Here is a 17279-nt window from a genome sequence, read left to right on the forward strand (position 1 = left end):
TCCTTCCGGGTGACGAACGCGGATGTTTCAGAGCAGCCGCAGGCGGCGGGCCAGGTCGGAGACGAGCACCCCGTCGGGGTCGACCCGCTCCCGGACCTTGCGCCAGGCGGGCAGGTCGGGGTACATGGCGTGGACCGTCTCCGCGTCGGCCCGGCCGTCCTTGGCCAGGTAGAGGCGGCCGTCCGCGGCCAGCAGGAGCTCGTCGAAGCGGCGCAGCATGCGGCCCAGGCCCGGCAGCCCGGCGGGCAGGTCCACGGCCAGCGTCCACCCGGGCCGGGGGAACGACAGGTGGCCGCCGGTGCCCTCGCCCAGCCTCTTGAGCACGGTGAGGAACGACGGCGCCCCCGCCCGGGACAGCCCCTCCATGATCCGGACCAGGGTGTCCTCGGCCCCGAACGGCACCACGAACTGGTACTGCACCAGCCCGTGCGGCCCGTACAGCCGGTTCCAGCCGCGGACGGCGTCCAGCGGGTGGAAGAACCCGGCGATCGGCTGGGCCTCCCCGCGCCTGCGCCGGGGCGCAGCGCCCCGGTACACGGCGTTGAACGCGCCCACCGTCCAGGAGTTGAGCAGCCCCGGCGGCGCCCACGGCGGGGCGGCCAGCGGGCTGCCCGCGCGGTGGCGCAGCGGGTCGCGGCGCAGGGCGGGCGGCAGGTCGCGCGGGCCGGCGTGGTCGGCGCGGGTCAGCACCCCGCGCCCCATCGCGCTCCCCTTGGCGAGCAGGTCCACCCAGCACACCGTGTACCGGTAGTCGGCGTCGGTGCGCGACATCAGGTCCAGGGTGGCGTCCAGGGAGTCGGTGCGGTCGGTGTCCACCCGCATGTAGGAGGTCTCCACCGGCAGCACGGCCAGGGTCGCCTCGGTGACGACCCCGGTCAGCCCCATCCCGCCCAGCGTCGCCCGGAACAGCTCGGCGTCCCCGCCGTCGGGGGTGAGGGTCAGCGTCTCCCCGGTGGGCGCGGCCAGGGTCAGGGAGCGCACGTGCGCGCCCAGGGAGGAGTCGGCGTGGTGGTTCTTGCCGTGCACGTCGGCGGCGATCGCCCCGCCCACGGTGACCTGCCGCGTCCCGGGGGTGACCGGCACGAAGTACCCGCGTTCGAGCAGGTGGGCGATGAGCCGTTCGAAGGACACCCCGGCCGGGACGGTGACCTCGCCGCGGTCGGCGTCCAGCCGGATGGGGCCGGTCAGTTCGGTGCAGTCCAGGACGGTGCCGCCGGCCGCCTGGGCGGCGTCGCCGTAGGAGCGCCCCAGGCCGCGGGCGAGCACTCCGCGCGGCCCCGCCTCGGCCAGGGCCCGCGCGACCTGCGCGGCGGAGCGGGGGCGCACGACGCGGGCGGCGGTCGGCGCGGTGCGGCCCCACCCGGTGAGGAGCACGGGGCGTTCCGGCTGCGAGGCCACGGAGGGTCCCCCTTAGAGGTAGATGCCCAGCCCCACCAGGAGGGCGAGGGAGACGAGGACGACCTGGAGGGGGCGGTCGCGCAGGGCGATCTCCTCCGGCTCCTCGCCCACGCCCCGGTCCACCAGCAGGTTGTAGCGCAGGACGAACATGATGAAGGGAACGATACTGCCCACGTGGAACAGGTTCTGCGCGCCGCCGTCCTGCTCCAGCGCCCACAGGCAGTAGGTGACGATCATCGCCGCCGACGCCATGGTGCGGGTCTGGGACAGGTACGTGGGGGTGTAGGCGCGCAGGGTGGCCCGGACCGGTCCGCCCGCGTCCCCCTTGTGCAGGGCGCGCAGCTCGGCCTCGCGCTTGCCGACCACGACCAGCAGTGCCGCCAGCGACACCACGATGACGAACCAGGAGGTCAGCGGGACGCCGACGGCGACGCCCCCGGCGACGGCGCGCAGCACGTGGCAGGCGGCGACCGCGACCAGGTCGCAGATCGCGATGTCCTTGAGGTAGCGCGTGTAGGCGAGGGTGAGCAGGACGTACCCGGCGAGGACGCCGGTGAGCAGCGGCTCGCCCAGGGCGAGGGAGGCCGCCGGGGCCAGGGCGCACAGGGCGATCCCCGCGGCCACCGCCAGAGGCACCGGGACCAGCCCGGCGGCGATGGGGCGGTGGCGCTTGCGCGCGTGGGCGCGGTCGCGCTCGACGTCGCGGACGTCGTTGAGCAGGTAGGTGCCGCTCGCCGCCGCGGAGAACAGCGCGAAGACCGCCGCGCACAGCAGCAGGGCGCGCGGTTCGGAGAGCGCCCCGGCCGCCGCCGGGGCGGCCAGGACCAGCAGGTTCTTCAGCCACTGGCGCGGGCGGCAGGCCCGCAGCAGGGCGAAGGGCAGGGTGTCGCGCAGACGGCGGTCACCGGACGGGGTCCCCCCGGTCCCGGTCCCCGGCACCACCGACGTCATCCGCTCACCCTCCCGGCCGCTCGGACGGACCCGCCCCGCCGGTCGCGGCGGGGACGGGGTCCGACGGGTCCTTCAGTTGTGGTGGGCACGGGATCGGCCGGTGAGGTGCAGGACGACTCCGATCCCGATGAAGCCGACGCCGACGATGAGGGCGGCGAGCGGGATCGTGGTGTGGATCAGCGGCAGCATGGTGCGGCCCTGCTCGGAGTTCTCCAGGGCGGTGCGGACGGAGGCGTCGTCGAAGACCAGCTCGGCGTCGAGCAGGGTCAGGACCTCCTCGCCGTCCACGACGACGACGCGGTTCTGGTGCTCGCTGACCTTGATCGGGGAGCCGGTGACCGGGTCGATCCAGTAGGTGCGGGTGATGGAGAAGACCTCGTCGCCGGTCACGTCGCCCTCGCCCTCCAGCCCGGCGACCGAGCGCGGCAGGGTGCGCTCGCCGATGACCTCGCCGTCGACGACCTGCTCGAAGCGGTAGACCTCGACGCCCTCGATCTCCTCGACGGCCTGGAACTCCATCGGGACCGGCTCCTTGACGGTGGTCTCGAAGAAGTCGTAGTCGCGCTGCTCGGTGAAGAAGGGGAACTTCCACGCCTGGCCGCTCTGGACGGTGGTCTCCTCGTTGACCATCGCGTCGCAGCAGTCGACGGCCTCGCCGGTGACCCGGTCGTGGCCGGCGCGGCGGCTGGTGGAGGTGATGCCGAAGTCGGTGTCGGCGTCCCGCAGCCAGGTGAACTGGTCCCAGACCACGATCTCGTCGGTGCTGGAGGCCACGTCGGCCCGGATGGTGACGCTGGCCTCCAGCGTGGCGTTCTCGACGAGCTCGACCTCCTCGATGTTGAAGTAGGTCGCCCCCTCGGCGACGTTGGTGTACTCGACGTAGTAGGTCAGGGGGGTCTTCATCAGGGAGCTGGACACCCACGTGCGCATGAGGGGTGCAACGGCGAGGAAGAAGACTCCAAACCCGATGAGAACGACCGCTATGGCACGGCGCATTTGCCCTCCTGGGCGATGTGAGTCTGGATCTGTAACGGGCTTCAGTGGAACTAGCTTCAGTTCCGGGTAGAGTACTGCCCAGTAGTGAACGACGTCACCAGGGCGTGTCTGAATTTTTATAACACGTTCTAGTGGACCGTGTTCCGACTCCTCCCCGTCCTGGAAGGCCCCATGGCGCCCATTCCCTCCGCGCCCGAGGACCCCACCGGCACCCCCTCCGGCGGCGCGCGCACCTCCTCCGCGGTCCCCGACCCCGCCCGGCTCCTGCCGCAGGTCGACGGCCGCCACGAGACTCTCGACGGCATCCGCGCCGTGGCCGCCCTCATGGTCCTGGTCTTCCACGTCGCCACCGAGACCGGCGACTCGCTGGCCCCCGGCGTCCTGGGCGGTGTGCTGTCGGCGTTCGACCTCGCGGTGCCGCTGTTCTTCACGCTGTCCGGGGTGCTGCTGTACCGGCCCTGGGCGCGGGCCGTCCTGGACGGGACGCCCTCCCCCTCCTCCCGCACCTACCTGTGGCGGCGGGTCGTGCGCGTGTTCCCCGCCTACTGGGTGGTGGCCCTGGCCGCGCTGCTGCTGTACTCGCGCGAGCACCTGGACTCGCCGCGGTACTGGCTGGAGGCCATGACCCTCACCTTCCCCTTCAACACCGACCCCTCGTGGGTGGGTACCGGCCCCTACGGCCTGGGGCAGATGTGGAGCCTGTCCGTCGAGGTGAGCTTCTACCTGCTGCTGCCGGTGTTCGCCCTGCTGCTGTCGCTGTGGGCCCGGCGCGGCCGGACCCCCGACGCCCGGGGCCGCCGCCTGCTGTGGGGCCTGGGGGTCATGGCGGTGCTGGGGTTCGCGGCGCTGCTGCCGCAGTTCCTGCCCGAGCCGCGCCACTACATGCACGCCTGGCTGCCGCGCACGCTGGGCATGTTCGCCGCCGGCATGGCGCTGGCCGTGCTGTCGGAGTGGGCCTGGCGCGAGTCCGGCCCCGACGGCCCGGTGCGGCGCTTCTGCCGCACCGTCGCCTCCGCCCCGGGGGTCTGCTGGGCGGCGGCGGGCGGGTTCTTCGCCCTGGCCGCCACCGACGCCACCGGCGGCCGGTTCATCGGCGCGGGCGACCTGTGGAGCTCGGCGTTCTCCTCCGCGGCCGACATCGGCTTCGCGTTCCTGATCATCGCCCCCGCCGCGCTCGCGCCCCGGCCGGCGGGCCCGCCGGCCCCGCTGCGCTCGGCCGAGGCCTGGCGCGGGGGCCGGTGGATGGAGGCGCTGCTGCGGCACCGGGTCTGCCAGTACCTGGCCAAGGTGTCCTACGGGGTGTTCCTGTGGCAGTTCCTGGCGCTGTACCTGTGGCGCGACTTCACCGGGCAGGAGATCTTCACCGGCGCGTTCTGGCTGGACATGGTGCCGGTGACGCTCGCGACGGTGCTGCTGGCCGCCGCCACCTACCGCTGGGTGGAGGAGCCGTCCCGGCGCTGGTCGCGCCGGTTCTTCCGGGAGCGGCGCCGGGCCTGAGGGCTCACTCCCCCTCCGCGGCCTCCCCGGCGTCCCCGTCCTCGGCGCCGTCCCCGGTCCCCTCCCCGGGCTCGGCGGGCTCCTCCTGGGAGAGCGGGATCGGGTGGCCGCCCTCCGCGTCCGGGGCCAGCCCGCCGATGGCCACCGCCGTCATGCACAGCTCGTCGCCCTCGGTGAGCAGGGAGAGGCGGTCCCCCTGCTGGGGCACCGGCAGGTGCCAGAAGCCGCCGTCGGGGGCCGCCGGCAGGACCGCCTCGATCCAGCCGCCGCCCACCGACACCACCAGCTGCGTGTCCGCGTCCGCGGTGTAGGCGACCGTCGCCACCTGTTGGGGGCCTCCCTGCGCCAGCGCGGGCCAGGACACCGCGCCCTCCAGCGTCCCCAGGCACTCGTCCTCGGGCCCGGGCAGGAACGTGCTGCTGAACAGGGTGTGCTCGCCCGGGACCAGGGTCCCCTCGTCGTCGAACACGTACGCGGCGGCGCCCTGCTCCGGGTGCGCGAACCGGTCCCCGTCCCGCTCCGGGGCCATCGGCGGCAGCACGTAGGAGGTGAGCCGCCGGTCGCCGTTCCAGTCCAGGACCACGTCCTCCGGGACCGGCCGCGGGTAGAACGCGCCCTCCTCCGGCAGGTCCGCCATGGAGGCGCGCACGTTGTCCATGTACTCGCGCAGCCGGTCGCCGTTGAGCGTCCCGGCGTAGGTGTAGGTGGAGTACAGGGCGCCCGCGGCGTAGCCGGCCGTCAGCACCGCGGCCGCGACCGCCCGGTTGCGCCGGGCCCGGCGGCCCGGTGCCGCGCGCGTGGTGAGCGGGACCCCGGCCGTGGAGACCGACTCCCGGGCGCGCTGCTCGCGCACCACGAGGAAGGCCAGCGCCAGGCACAGGGCGAAGACCAGCGCCGCGTCGGCCACGTACCGGGGGTCGGCCCCGGCCAGGCCGTGCCCGCGGCCGCGCGCGATCACGGTCGGGATCGCGTCCACGAAGACCAGGTAGCCCAGCAGCAGCGCCCACGCCCGCCAGGCGCGTCCGCGCAGCCACAGGCTGCTCAGGACGACGACGAGCCACATGACGCCCGCGCCCAGCACCACGAACCCGCGCGGTTCGATCAGGCCGCCCGCCGGGGTGATGATCGCCCACTCGAAGGGGCCGCCCAGCGCGCCCACCGGGAACACCTGCCCCAGCATGCGCCGCAGCAGCTCGGCGGCCGCCTCGGCCTCGGGCACCCCGGCGCCCTCGGTGCCGCTGCCGGTGTTCTGGCTGACCAGGTACAGGACCAGGTAGCCCAGGGTCATGGCGACCATCGCGGCCCAGAACGCGCGGTGCGCGCGGAACGCCCGCACCGCCCCCGCGAAGAGGCTCCCGGGGTACAGGAACGCGACGGCGAACACGAACAGCAGCGAGGGCAGGAACAGCGCCTTCACCGAGAAGAACATGCCGAAGACCACCGCGGCCGTCGTCCACCAGCCGTACCGGGGGTCGCCGGTGCGCACGTAGCGGACCGTCCACAGCAGGGCCAGCAGGATGGCCAGCTGGAACGGCACCGCGTTCAGCGCCGCCGCCCACCAGCCCAGCACCGGGATGGTCAGCGGGGCCAGCGCGTAGACCGTGAACGGGATCAGCAGCGCCCAGCGGCGGCCGAACAGCTCCCACAGCAGCCGCAGGAACACCAGCAGCGCCAGGGCCTGGAGCCCCAGCATCACCCCGGCGCTCACCCACCAGTTGTACGGCCAGAAGGCCGTCTGGAGGTAGACCAGGAACATCGCCCCGGGCATGAAGTGGCCCTTGTGCAGGGAGAACAGGTAGTCCGGGGTGAGGTCGGTGGCGTAGGCGGCGCCGAAGAACAAAAAGTCGTCCTCGACGAAGTAGGACGCGTTCAGGACGAAGACCTTGGCGGCCAGCGCCACCACCAGGACGGCCATCGCCGCGCGGAACACGTTGTCCCGGGAGGCCTCCCGCAGCGCGCGCAGGGACTCGGCCGCCATCGCGCCGATGCCGGGGCCCTCGTCCTCGGGCTCCTCGGCCGGGCGGCGTACCCTGACCTCGACCTCCGGTTCCCGATCCGGACCGGTCGTGGGGGTGGTGGACGGCATCGGTACTCTCCCCGCCGCTGGTTGGCCAAGCCGGAAAACGGATGCCAGAATACAACAGGTTCCAGTTTCGGCATCGCTGTTGACACTGGTCTTTCCACTCGGGATGCTCCGAACGGGAACTTGATTCAGAACGCCCCTGGAGGTGATGTGGTGGGACTCGAACAGGTCCGCCGCGACTGGACCCGGCTGGGGGCCACCGAACCCCTGTGGGCGGTGTGCGTCGACCCCGCCAAGCGCGACGGCGGCTGGGACGACGACGAGTTCCTCGCCTCCGGCCGCGCCGCCGTCGACCCCGCGGTGGCCCGCCTGGACGAGCTGGGGCTGCGCCCCGAGGGCGGCCGGGTGCTCGACTTCGGCTGCGGCGCGGGACGGCTGTCCAACGCGCTGGCCGCGCACTTCGACCGGGTCGTGGGCGTCGACATCTCGGCGCCCATGCTGGAGGAGGCGCGGCGGCTGGACCGCTCCGGCGGGCGCATCGAGTTCGTCCTCAACGAGCGGCCCGACCTGTCGATGTTCGAGGACGGCTCCTTCGACCTCGTCTACACCGACCTGGTGCTCCAGCACCTGCCCCCGGAGCTGGCCGAGGGGTACGTGCGCGAGTTCGCCCGGGTCGTGCGCCCGGGCGGGGCCATGGTGCTGGGCGTCCCCGAGGGCGAGCGCCGCACCTTCAAGGGGCTGGTGTTCCGGTACGCGCCCTGGCCCCTGGTGGCCTGGGCCCAGCGGACGCTGCTGCGCTACCCCGCCCCAATGCGCATGCACACCCTGCGCACCGAGCGCCTGGCCGAGCTGCTCCCCCAGGCGCGCATCGCCGCCTCCGACGAGTACTGGGGCGGCGACCACTGGCGGCACTTGCGCCACTACGTGGCGGTGGGGGGATGACCACCGTCGCCCGCCCCGACGGCACGGTGCCGTTCCGCGCCACCCTGGGCCGGTCGGTCGCGCTGTTCTCGGCGTTCCGCAGGGAGCAGACCGACCCCGCGTTCTTCTACGGCACCCTCGCCCGCGACACCGTCGCCCAGCTGCGCTCGTACACGCCGCTGGACGGCCGGCTGGTGGTGGACGTGGGCGGCGGGCCCGGGTACTTCGCCGACGCCCTGCGCGAGGCGGGCGCCCGCTGCCTGTGCATCGACTCCGACGCCCACGAGATGACCCTGCACGGGCGCTCCGCGGACGCGTTCGCCCTCCAGGGCAGCGCGCTGGACCTGCCGCTGCGCACCGGGTCGGTGGACGTGTGCTTCTCCTCCAACGTGCTGGAGCACGTCCCGGACCGGGTGCGCATGGCCGACGAGATGGTGCGGGTGACCCGGCCCGGCGGGCTGGTGTACCTGTCGTACACGCTGTGGTTCTCGCCCTGGGGCGGGCACGAGACCTCGCCCTGGCACTACCTGGGCGGCCGGTACGCCGCCGAGCGGTTCGCCCGCCGCAACGGGCGCAGGCCCAAGAACGACTTCGGCCGCACCATGTACGCGGCCCACGCGGGCGAGATGCTGCGGTGGGCGCGCCGCCGCGCCGACGTCGAGCCCGTGGACCTGCGGCCCCGCTACCTGCCGACCTGGGTCAAGCCGGTCGTGCGCGTGCCGGGGCTGCGCGAGGTCGTCACCTGGAACCTACTGCTGGTGCTGCGCAAGCGTTGAGGGCGCCAGCACCAGGCTGCTGATCACCCGGCCGTCGGCCGCGTCCACCGTCGCGCTCCATCCGCCCAGCTCGACCCGCTCCCCCGGCCCGCCGGGGATGTGGCCGAGCAGGACCAGCACCATCCCGGCGACCGTGACGTAGGAGCCCTCGGGCGGGTCGGCGACCTCCACCCCCAGCAGGGGCAGGTCGTGCACCGGGTAGGCGCCCGGGACGCGCAGCGCGCCCCCGTCCAGCCGGGCGACCCCGGGGTCCCGCTCGTCGGTCTCGTCGGCGATGTCGCCGACGATCTCCTCCAGCAGGTCCTCCAGCGAGACGATCCCGCTGACGTCCCCGGCCTCGCCGATGACCACGGCCAGCTGGCGGCGGTCGGCGGTCATCCGCCGCAGGGCCTCCGACACCGACAGCGAGTCGGGGAGCAGGAGGGGTTCGCGGATCAGGACGGCGACGTCGCTGTCGTCCCGGCCGATCAGGTCCGACCAGTGGACCACCCCGAGCACGTCGTCCACGTCCCCGGCCGCCACCACGGGGGCCCGCGAGTGGCCGTGGTCGGCGAGCATGCGCAGCGCCTCCCGGGCCGTGGTCCCCGCGGGGACCACGTCGACCTCGGGGCGCGGGACCAGCACCTGGCGGACCTTGCGCTCGCGGATGTCGAACGCCCCGGCCAGGATGTGCCGCTGCTCGGGGGTGATGTCGCCGCGCGAGACGATCATGTCCCGCAGCTCCTCCTCGGTGACGTCCTCCCGCTCCGCCCCCGGGTCGCCGCCGAAGACCCGCACCACCAGGTCGGTGGAGACCCCGAGCAGCCACACCACCGGGCGCGAAAGGGCGGCGAGCAGGTCGAGGGGGCGGGCCGCCAGCAGCGACCACGCCTCGGCGCGCTGCATGGCGATGCGCTTGGGCGCGAGCTCGCCCAGGACCAGGGTGAGGAAGGTCAGCAGCAGGGTGACCAGGACGACGGACGTCGGGGCGGCGTAGGGGCCGAGGAAGCCCAGCGGCTCGACCAGCGGCCCGGCCAGCGTGACGGCGGCGGTCGCGGAGGCGAGGAAGCCGGCGAGCGTGATGAAGATCTGGATGGTGGCCAGGAAGCGGTTGGGGTCCCGGGCGAGCCTGGCGACGGCCCGGCCCGCCCGGCCGCCCGCCTCCAGGCGGCGGATCTGGCCCTCGCGCAGGGTGACCAGCGCGATCTCGCTGCCGGCGAACAGGGCGTTCACCACGACCAAGACCAGCACGAGGCCGATCTGGGCCCCGTAGCCCTCCATGTGGTGCTCCCGTGGGTCGGTTGCGCTGTGCTGTGCTGGGATGGGGGTCTTCCCCGATTCCCCGCCCTCCACACACGTCCCGGCCGGGCCCCGCCCGGACAGGGGGCGGCGCCGCTCAGGACGTGGAGCGGACGACCAGCTCGGTGGGCAGGATCAGCGGGGTGGCCTCGCCTCCGCCCAGGACGGTGAGGAGCATCCGGGCCGTCTCGCGGCCCAGGGCCCGGACGGGCTGGTGCACGGTGGTCAGCGCGGGCTCGCGGGTGCGTGCGGTGTCCAAGTCGTCGAACCCCACCAGGGAGACGTCGCCGGGGACGTCCCGGCCCGCCGCGCGCAGGACGCGCAGGGCGCCCGCGGCCATGTTGTCGTTGGCGGCGAACACCCCGTCCACGTCCGGAAGGCGTTCCAGCAGGCGGGACATGGCGGCGGCGCCGCCGGCCTCGGTGAAGTCCCCGCGCTCGGGTGCGAGGAATTCCCGTCCGGCCAGGGCGAGGGCCTCCCGGTGGCCGCGCTCGCGGGCACGGGAGACCTCGGTGTCGGCGGGGCCGGAGATCATGGCCACCCGGCGGCAGCCGCGGGCGATCAGGTGCTCGGTGGCCAGCCGTGCGCCGCCGGCGTTGTCGACGTCGACGTACCAGCGGGGGGCGGGGCCGGGGGGCAGTCCCCCGAAGACCACCGGCACCTCGGAGGCGGCGAACACCGGCAGCAGGGGGTCGCCCTCGCGCATCGCCATCGGCATCACGCCGTCGGTGCCCCGGGAGCGCAGCAGCTCCTCCACCCGGCGGCGGCCGCGCTCGGAGGCGGCCAGGCACAGCATGAGGTGCAGGTCGCCCTCCTCCAGGGCGGCGGACAGGCCGACGATGACCTGGGCGAAGAAGGGGTCGGCGAAGATCGACGGGTCCTCGCCGGAGACGACCAGGGCGGCCGTGCCGCTGCGCCGGGTGGCCAGGGCGCGGGCCCTGGTGTCGGGCACGTAGCCCAGCTCCCGGACCGCGCGCCGGACCGCCTCGCGCTTGTCCCGGCTGACGTGCGGGGCGCCGTTGAGCGCCCGGGAGGCGACGGAGCGGGACACCCCGGCGCGGGCGGCCACGGCGTCGAGGGTGGGGGCGGGAGGGCGCTGCTCGGTCATCGCGGTCCGTTCTTCCCGGCAGGGCGGTCGTGGGCTCGACTGGAAGCGGTTCCAGTTTAACTCCGGAGTCAGCCCCGAACGGCTCCGGAGGAGATTTCCCTTCACCCCCTTGACGGTGGTTCCAGGGAAACTCATGATGTGAGGCGCCTCACCACTACCCGGGATCGGACTGGAAGCGCTTCCAATGGGAGCGCTTCCACGAAAGCCCGGGGCAGCGCCGCGCACACCGCGCGGCGTGCCACGAACAGCGCAGAGACAGGGGTACCACCCATGCGTCGCCTCACCCGCTCGATCGCGGCCGCGATCCTCGCCCTGCCATTGGCCCTCGCCGTCGCCCCACCCGCCAACGCCGCCCGCGCCGGAGACCCGGTCTCCATGACCAGCGGCTTCTACGTCGACCCCGCCTCCACACCGGGCGCCTGGGCCGCCGCCAACCCGCACGACGGGCGGGCCGCGGCGATCACCTCCTCGATCGCCTCCGTTCCCATGGCCCGCTGGTTCGGGTCCTGGAGCGGCAGCATCGGCCCGGCCACCGGCTCCTACGTCGGCCGGGCGGACCAGCAGGACAAGCTGCCCGTCCTCGTCGCCTACAACATGTACGGGCGCGACGCCTGCGGCGGGCACTCCTCGGGCGGCGCGGCCTCGCCCGCCGAGTACGCGACGTGGATCGGCGCCTTCGCCGGGGGCGTCGGCCACCGCCCGGCCGTCGTCATCCTGGAACCGGACTCCCTCGGCGACTACGACTGCATGAGCCCGGACGAGATCGCCGAGCGCCGGGGCATGCTGTCCAACGCCCTCACGCAGTTCCGGAACCAGGCCCCCAACACGTGGGTGTACATGGACGCGGGCAACCCGGGGTGGCTCGACGCCGCGACCGTGGCCGAGCGCCTGCACCAGGCCGGGCTCAGCGGGGCCCGGGGGTTCTCGCTGAACGTGTCGAACTACTTCACCACCGGGGAGAACACCGCCTACGCCCAGAGGATCAACCAGGTGCTCTCCTCCCGGTACGGGTACACGAAGCCGTTCGTGGTGGACACCAGCCGCAACGGCAACGGGTCCAACGGGGAGTGGTGCAACCCGGCGGGGCGCAGGCTGGGAACGCCCACGCGGCTGGGCGGCGGGGCTGAGATGCTCCTGTGGATCAAGACCCCGGGCGAGTCCGACGGTGACTGCGGTGTCGGACAGGGGTCCCGGGCCGGGGACTTCCTGCCGGAGGTCGCGTACAGGATGATCTACGGGTACTAGCCCCCGGCCCGTCCGCGCGCCGCCCGGGACCGGGCGGCGCGCGGTCAGGCGGCGCGCGGTCGGCCGAGCCGGTCGCGCGCCCTCTTCGGGGAGCGGGCGCGGCGGTGCATGCCCCGGAAGGGACACTCCTCCCGCTCCAGGTCCAGGCCGAAGGCGCGGGGCGACTCCAGGCCGTCCAGCTCCTCCCAGAACAGCGGCGCGGCCACCGGGGCGCCCTCGCGGACCCGGACCGAGTAGGGGGCGACCGCCAGCTGCTCGCGGCCGTTGCGGAGGTAGTCGACGAACAGGCGGCCCTCACGCTTGTTCTTGCGCACCTCCGTGGTGCGCTCCCCGGGTGCGCGCTCGGCCACCCGTTCCGCGAGGAGCTTCGCCAGGTCCCGGACCTCCTGGTCGTCCAGCTCGGGGCGCAGCGGCGAACGGACGTGCAGGCCCTTGGAGCCGGTGGTCATGACGTAGGCGGCCAGGCCCGCCTCCTCCAGGACCTCGCGAGCGTCCCGGGCGGCCGCCTTGCAGGCGGCGAACGCGCCGGGGTCGGTGTCGGGCGGGTCCAGGTCGAGGATCAGGAGGTCGGGCCGGCCCAGGCGGGGTTCGCGGGACTGCCAGGCGTGCAGGGTGATCGCGGCCTGGTCGGCGCACCACACCAGGGTGGCGGCGTCGCGGGCCTCCATCATCGGCTCGCCCTCGATCTCCAGGGTGCGCACCCAGTCGGGCACCGAGGGGTGCTTGACGAAGAACCCGGTTTTGCCGACGCCGCCGGGATAGCGCTCCAGCGCCACCGGGCGGCCCTTGAGGTGCGGCAGCATCAGCGGCGCGATCCGCAGGTGGTAGCGGGCCAGGTCCTCCTTGGTGGGGCCGCCCGCCCCGAAGAGCTCCTTGTCCGGGCGCTTCACCTCGACCACCCGGCGCCCCGCCCGGATCCTCACACCGTCCCCCACGGCGACCACCTCCCGGAGGTCCCCTACCCACACGGAGGAAAACCGTTCACCCGGAGCCCGGCAGGGCCGTGACGTGCGAGCACACCACTCCCGGCCCGGCCCCAGAGGGGGTCGGCCCACCCGACCGGGGCCCTCAACCACAGCCGGAGGCATCGCTGCTCCCCCGCCCAGAGGGGTTTCCCACCCGACCGGGAACCTGAGCCACTGCCGGAGGGCATCGCAGCGCCCCCGCCACAGGGGGTGAAGGCCGCGGGTGGCTTCCCGCTGCGGCCCGAGGGGTGTCCCATGCTCTTTCAACGCTGTGATGGGTGGCGGGTGTGTCTGTCGGGGGCCGAGCCGCGACCGGAGGGCGGATCATCTCCTTCGACCCCAGGGGGTGGGGATGGGCGTTCCCACCGCCCCGGACACACGGGGGTGAGGGCCGCACGTACCTGCCGGCCCCGGCCCCAGGGGGTTTCTCACCCGACCGGGGCCCTCAGCCACAGCCGGAGGGCGTCGCTGGGCCCCCGCCCCAGGGGGTTTCCCACCCGACCGGGGCCCCGAGCCACAGCCGGAGGGCATCGCTGGGCCCCCGCCCCAGGGGGTGAGGGCCGCAGGCGGCTTCCCGCCCCGGCCCCAGGGGGGTTGGTGCACCCGACCGGGGCCTCGGCCCCAGGGGGTGAAACGGACTGTGAGGTTTCCAAGACGTCCGCCATGTGGGAACGGCGGTCTGTGGTCGCAGCCACAGGTGACTGGTTTCCAAAAGCCCGATCGCTTGTGAAGGTACAGCCGCGGAGCGTGGATCCGTCCCCGCGCAGTCAGCCTCCGGCAGAGCGCCGGGCGGTTTCGTTGGGCGCACGTGGTGGGTGGTGGGGGTGCGCTTTCCGGGGACGGGTCCGCGCGAGGTGCGCACACCCGCACCGGTTGGAAAGGTTGTGGGCGCCGGCGGCGGTGAGGGCGCTCCACGCTGTCGCCTACTCCCGCGGATGACCGCGGTACGGACGGGAGCGGGGGTGAAGGCCGCACGCACCCGCGGCATCAGCCAGAGGGGGGTTGGGGAGGAGGAACCGCAACCCCCGCCCCAGAGGGTGTTGCCGCACGTTCCCGCGACCTCGGCCACAGCCCGGACACCGGACCGCGACCTCCACCCCAGGGGGTGTGAGAAGGAAGGCCCGCGACCCCTGCCCCAGGGAATGAAAGCGGTGCATACCCACAGCCTCGGCCACAGCCCGGATACAGGACCGCGACCCCGGCCACGGCGGGGTGAAGGTACGCGGTCTCTCCTCCGGGCCTGGGCGGGGCTCGCGAGCACGTGCACGTTCACCCCCTGTGGCTCGGGGCTGTGGGCACGCGCGGCTTTCACCCCCTGAGGCTGAGGTGCGAGGTCCTGTGCCCGGTCTGGGGCCGGGGTCGCGGGAACGTGCGGCGAAACCCCCTCGGGCGAGGGGCGCGGTCCCCCCTCCCTCACCCCCTCGGGTTGGTACCGCGCGTGCGCGCGGCCTGCACCCCCTGAGGCTGAGGTGCGCGGTCCTGTGCCCGGTCTGGGGCCGGGGTCGCGGGTACGTGCGGCTTTCACCCCCGCTCCCGTCCGTACCGCGGTCACGTGCGGGAGTAGGCAACAGCGTGGAGCCCCCGCACCGCCGCCGGCGCCCCCAACCTTTCCAGCCGGTGCGGGTGTGCGCGCTCCGCGTGCACCCGGCTCCGGCATACACACCCCCACCACCCGCCACGCGCGCCCAACGATTCCCCCCGGCGGTCTGCCGCACACCGACTGCGGCCGGGGCCGGGCCCACCCGGCGCGGACCGCCCACCCCAAGCGGCCGAGCTCTTGGAAACCTACAACTACCTCGGCGAAGACCCCCTGGGGCCGGGCACCCCACTGGCCTGGCACGGCTGGGGCGGAGGTTTCCAATCGGGTGAGAAACCCCCTGCGGCACAGGAAGCGGTTCACCTTCCGGCTGTGGCGGAGGCCCCGGTCGGGTGGGAAACCCCCTGCGGCGCAGGAAGCGGTTCACCTTCCGGCTGTGGCTGAGGAACCCGGTCGGGTGGGAAACCCCCTGGGGCGGAGGTAGCGGTCTACCTCCCGGCGGTGGCTGAGGTTCCGGTCAGGCGGGAAACCCCCTGCGGCCAGATCCCGCAGATACGCGCGGCCCCACCCCCATGTGCGCGGGGCAGCGGGAACGCCCACCCCCGCCCCTGGGGTCGAAGGAGATGATCCGCCCTCCGGTAGTGGCTCGGCCCCCAACAGACCGACCCGCCACCCACCACAGCGTTGGAAGAGCATGGGGGTGCCTCTCGGGCCGGGACGGGAAGCCACCTGCGGCCCCCTGGGCCGGGGGTCCAGCGATGCCCCCTGGCTGTGGCCAAGGGCCCTGCCAGGTGGACACCCCCTACGGCGGTTCACCTTCCGGCTGTGGCTGAGGCTGAGGCTCCCAGTCGAGTGGGAACCCCCGCGGCGAAGCCCCCGTTCACCCCCCGCTCAGCGCCGCCCTGGGACCGGACCCGCGACCGATCTCGTCCACGTCGACAGTGGTCAGCGCTTCGGCCACGGGAACACCCGTGCGCTCGGCGGCGGCCAGTCGTTCCCTGACCTGCGCCATGGTGCGTGGCCGCCATCCCGGGCCGTCGCAGCAGGTGGAGTGGAAGGTGACCCCGGCACGGAGCAGCGTCCCCAGCACCCGCCATCCGGCGTCATCTCCGCGCCGGGGCACCTCCAGATCGCTCCCGGCGTCGATCAGCTCGCCCGCACAGTTCGGGCACACCCGGGCGCGCGGTTCATCGACACGGTGCTTGAACCCGATCCGGCATTCCAGGCACACGTGATGGCGTCCGAGGTGGGTGGGGCGGGTGCACATGCGGGCAGTATCGCCCGGGTCTCCACCTGCCCGCAAGACCACGGGGACCGTTCCGCTTCGGCTCCCCTCCCCCGGATCCGCTCACCGTCCCGAACCCCGCCATTCGGGGGCGAGGATCGCCCAGATCTGCTTGTCGTAGCGCACACCCCGGTACTGCCATGCCTCGCGGCGTACGCCCTCCAACGTCATGCCGAGCCGCTCGGCCACCGCCGAACTGCGGTCGTTGTCGGCACGGCAGTGCCATTCGGCCCGGTGCAGCCCCCGGAACGTCAGCGCCCAGTCCAGCAGCACCCCGCACGCCTGCGTGACCAGCCCGTGCCCCTCGGCGGACGGCTCGAGCCAGCAGCCGATCTCGCACGTGCCGCCGACGGGGTCGAAGGCCGTGAACATCACGCCGCCGACGAGCACCCCGTCCATCCGGATGCCGTACAGGCGGGCACCGTCCTGGGCCTGGTGTTCGGCATACCGTCTGAGCGTGGCCCTCGCCCCCTCCACGTCGTCCGTGACGAAGGTGGGTCCGACCCAGGGGCGGATGTGTTCGCGGGCCCGGTCCAGGTGGTCGGCGAATTCCTCGGCGTGCCAGATCTCGAGCGGAGCGAGGCGGGCACCGTCGCGCAGCGACAGTGAGAACATGGAACCTCCCCATTCACATAACAAGCGTTATGGAAAAGTACCGTAGTCGTATGCCACGAACCAAGGGAGACCATGAGGCCCGCCGACGCGATGTCTCCGCGGCCGTCTGGCAGGTGATGGCCACCCGCGGCTTCGCCGGCCTGACCCTGCGCGCCGTCGCCGCCGAGCTCGGCGCGACCACCGGCCTGCTCACGCACTACTTCCCCACCAAGCGCGCCCTGGTGGAGTACGCGCTCGACCTGCTGGAGCAGCGCACCGTCGACCGTCCCCGCCGCCGAACGGGCGAAGGCCTGGCCGCTCTCAGGGACGCGCTTCTGGACATCCTGCCGCTGACCCCCGAGGCCGCCGACACCAACCGCATCTGGGTCTCCTCCTGGGACACCGCGCTCTCCGAGCCCGCTCTGAGCGGCGCCTACGCCCGCAAGTACGCGCAGAGCCGGCAGCGGCTGACCGAGCGCGTCATCGCAGCCCAGGAATCGGGCGAACTCCCCTCCGGCGAGCCCGCCGACATCGCGGCCCGGGCCCAGGCCTTCGTCCTCGGCCTGGTGGTCCAGGCCCTGTTCGATCCGGCGGCGTTCCCACCCCGGCGGCATATCGAACTCCTGGACGAACATCTGGCCGCCCTGGCCGCCTCGCACCGGCCGAGGCCGCCGCTCGGGCGGTGAACACCTGCCGGGCCGACCG

Annotated in this window: 14 protein-coding genes; 5 read left to right on the top strand and 9 right to left on the bottom strand. The window is 73.7% G+C overall.

The genetic code is table 11. The features are described 5' to 3' along the window. Positions 1–27: 27 nt before the first annotated feature. From K1J57_RS03545 to K1J57_RS03555, 3 genes are all read right to left on the bottom strand, one after another. Positions 28–1398 (bottom strand): FAD-binding oxidoreductase, encoded by a 1371-nt coding sequence (locus K1J57_RS03545; RefSeq protein WP_220563052.1) that lies wholly within the window; start codon positions 1396–1398, stop codon positions 28–30. A gap of 12 nt (positions 1399–1410) precedes the next feature. Then, complete coding sequence (locus tag K1J57_RS03550) at positions 1411–2349, bottom strand: decaprenyl-phosphate phosphoribosyltransferase (RefSeq protein WP_220563053.1); 939 nt, start codon at positions 2347–2349, stop codon at positions 1411–1413. 72 nt (positions 2350–2421) lie between these two features. After that, entirely contained in the window at positions 2422–3345 is a 924-nt protein-coding gene (locus K1J57_RS03555; protein WP_220563054.1) for a DUF3068 domain-containing protein, read from the bottom strand. Between the two features lie 171 nt (positions 3346–3516). Between K1J57_RS03555 and K1J57_RS03560 the strand changes: the two genes are divergently transcribed. Next, positions 3517–4842, top strand: a complete 1326-nt coding sequence (locus tag K1J57_RS03560) for an acyltransferase (protein WP_220563055.1) — start codon at positions 3517–3519, stop codon at positions 4840–4842. A 4-nt stretch (positions 4843–4846) separates the two neighbouring features. Here the strand turns inward: K1J57_RS03560 and K1J57_RS03565 are convergent, their stop codons facing one another. Further along, a complete protein-coding gene (locus tag K1J57_RS03565; RefSeq protein WP_220563056.1) occupies positions 4847–6928 on the bottom strand; it encodes a hypothetical protein in 2082 nt (693 codons plus the stop codon). A gap of 150 nt (positions 6929–7078) precedes the next feature. Here K1J57_RS03565 and K1J57_RS03570 point away from each other — a divergent pair, with 150 nt between their 5' ends. After that, positions 7079–7807 (top strand): class I SAM-dependent methyltransferase, encoded by a 729-nt coding sequence (locus tag K1J57_RS03570; protein ID WP_255646818.1) that lies wholly within the window; start codon positions 7079–7081, stop codon positions 7805–7807. After that, positions 7804–8562 carry a class I SAM-dependent methyltransferase gene (locus K1J57_RS03575; RefSeq protein WP_220563058.1) on the top strand — a complete coding sequence of 253 codons (759 nt, stop codon included), beginning with the start codon at positions 7804–7806 and terminating at the stop codon, positions 8560–8562. The genes K1J57_RS03570 and K1J57_RS03575 overlap by 4 nt, the downstream gene beginning before the upstream one ends. Here the strand turns inward: K1J57_RS03575 and K1J57_RS03580 are convergent. Next, positions 8536–9822: a hemolysin family protein gene (locus K1J57_RS03580; RefSeq protein ID WP_220563059.1), complete on the bottom strand. Its 1287-nt coding sequence runs from the start codon at positions 9820–9822 to the stop codon at positions 8536–8538. The two genes, K1J57_RS03575 and K1J57_RS03580, sit on opposite strands and share 27 nt — an antisense overlap. Positions 9823–9937: 115 nt before the next feature. Then, positions 9938–10948, bottom strand: coding sequence for a LacI family DNA-binding transcriptional regulator (locus K1J57_RS03585; RefSeq protein WP_220563060.1), 1011 nt, complete (start codon positions 10946–10948; stop codon positions 9938–9940). 270 nt (positions 10949–11218) lie between these two features. On the opposite strand from K1J57_RS03585, the gene K1J57_RS03590 reads away from it, so the two are divergent. Then, positions 11219–12193, top strand: a complete 975-nt coding sequence (locus K1J57_RS03590) for a glycoside hydrolase family 6 protein (RefSeq protein WP_220563061.1) — start codon at positions 11219–11221, stop codon at positions 12191–12193. 44 nt (positions 12194–12237) lie between these two features. Here K1J57_RS03590 and ligD read toward each other — a convergent pair whose 3' ends face one another. The 3 genes from ligD to K1J57_RS03605 form a co-directional block, all read right to left on the bottom strand. Then, positions 12238–13128, bottom strand: a complete 891-nt coding sequence (gene ligD / locus K1J57_RS03595) for a non-homologous end-joining DNA ligase (RefSeq protein ID WP_255646819.1) — start codon at positions 13126–13128, stop codon at positions 12238–12240. 2447 nt (positions 13129–15575) lie between these two features. Continuing rightward, a complete protein-coding gene (locus K1J57_RS03600) occupies positions 15576–15962 on the bottom strand; it encodes a hypothetical protein (RefSeq protein WP_255646820.1) in 387 nt (128 codons plus the stop codon). An 81-nt stretch (positions 15963–16043) separates the two neighbouring features. Next, entirely contained in the window at positions 16044–16595 is a 552-nt protein-coding gene (locus K1J57_RS03605; protein ID WP_220563063.1) for a GNAT family N-acetyltransferase, read from the bottom strand. A gap of 50 nt (positions 16596–16645) precedes the next feature. On the opposite strand from K1J57_RS03605, the gene K1J57_RS03610 reads away from it, so the two are divergent. After that, positions 16646–17260, top strand: coding sequence for a TetR/AcrR family transcriptional regulator (locus K1J57_RS03610; protein ID WP_220563064.1), 615 nt, complete (start codon positions 16646–16648; stop codon positions 17258–17260). Positions 17261–17279: the final 19 nt, after the last annotated feature.

Source organism: Nocardiopsis sp. MT53 (assembly GCF_019598965.1).
Taxonomy (GTDB): Bacteria; Actinomycetota; Actinomycetes; order Streptosporangiales; family Streptosporangiaceae; genus Nocardiopsis; species Nocardiopsis changdeensis.

Coding starts and splice junctions, on each gene's coding strand:
- K1J57_RS03550 (WP_220563053.1), bottom strand. CDS start 2,349: ATGACGTCGGTGGTGCCGGGGACCGGGACCGGGGGGACCCCGTCCGGT.
- K1J57_RS03555 (WP_220563054.1), bottom strand. CDS start 3,345: ATGCGCCGTGCCATAGCGGTCGTTCTCATCGGGTTTGGAGTCTTCTTC.
- K1J57_RS03560 (WP_220563055.1), top strand. CDS start 3,517: ATGGCGCCCATTCCCTCCGCGCCCGAGGACCCCACCGGCACCCCCTCC.
- K1J57_RS03565 (WP_220563056.1), bottom strand. CDS start 6,928: ATGCCGTCCACCACCCCCACGACCGGTCCGGATCGGGAACCGGAGGTC.
- K1J57_RS03575 (WP_220563058.1), top strand. CDS start 7,804: ATGACCACCGTCGCCCGCCCCGACGGCACGGTGCCGTTCCGCGCCACC.
- K1J57_RS03580 (WP_220563059.1), bottom strand. CDS start 9,822: ATGGAGGGCTACGGGGCCCAGATCGGCCTCGTGCTGGTCTTGGTCGTG.
- K1J57_RS03585 (WP_220563060.1), bottom strand. CDS start 10,948: ATGACCGAGCAGCGCCCTCCCGCCCCCACCCTCGACGCCGTGGCCGCC.
- K1J57_RS03590 (WP_220563061.1), top strand. CDS start 11,219: ATGCGTCGCCTCACCCGCTCGATCGCGGCCGCGATCCTCGCCCTGCCA.
- K1J57_RS03600 (WP_255646820.1), bottom strand. CDS start 15,962: ATGTGCACCCGCCCCACCCACCTCGGACGCCATCACGTGTGCCTGGAA.
- K1J57_RS03605 (WP_220563063.1), bottom strand. CDS start 16,595: ATGTTCTCACTGTCGCTGCGCGACGGTGCCCGCCTCGCTCCGCTCGAG.
- K1J57_RS03610 (WP_220563064.1), top strand. CDS start 16,646: ATGCCACGAACCAAGGGAGACCATGAGGCCCGCCGACGCGATGTCTCC.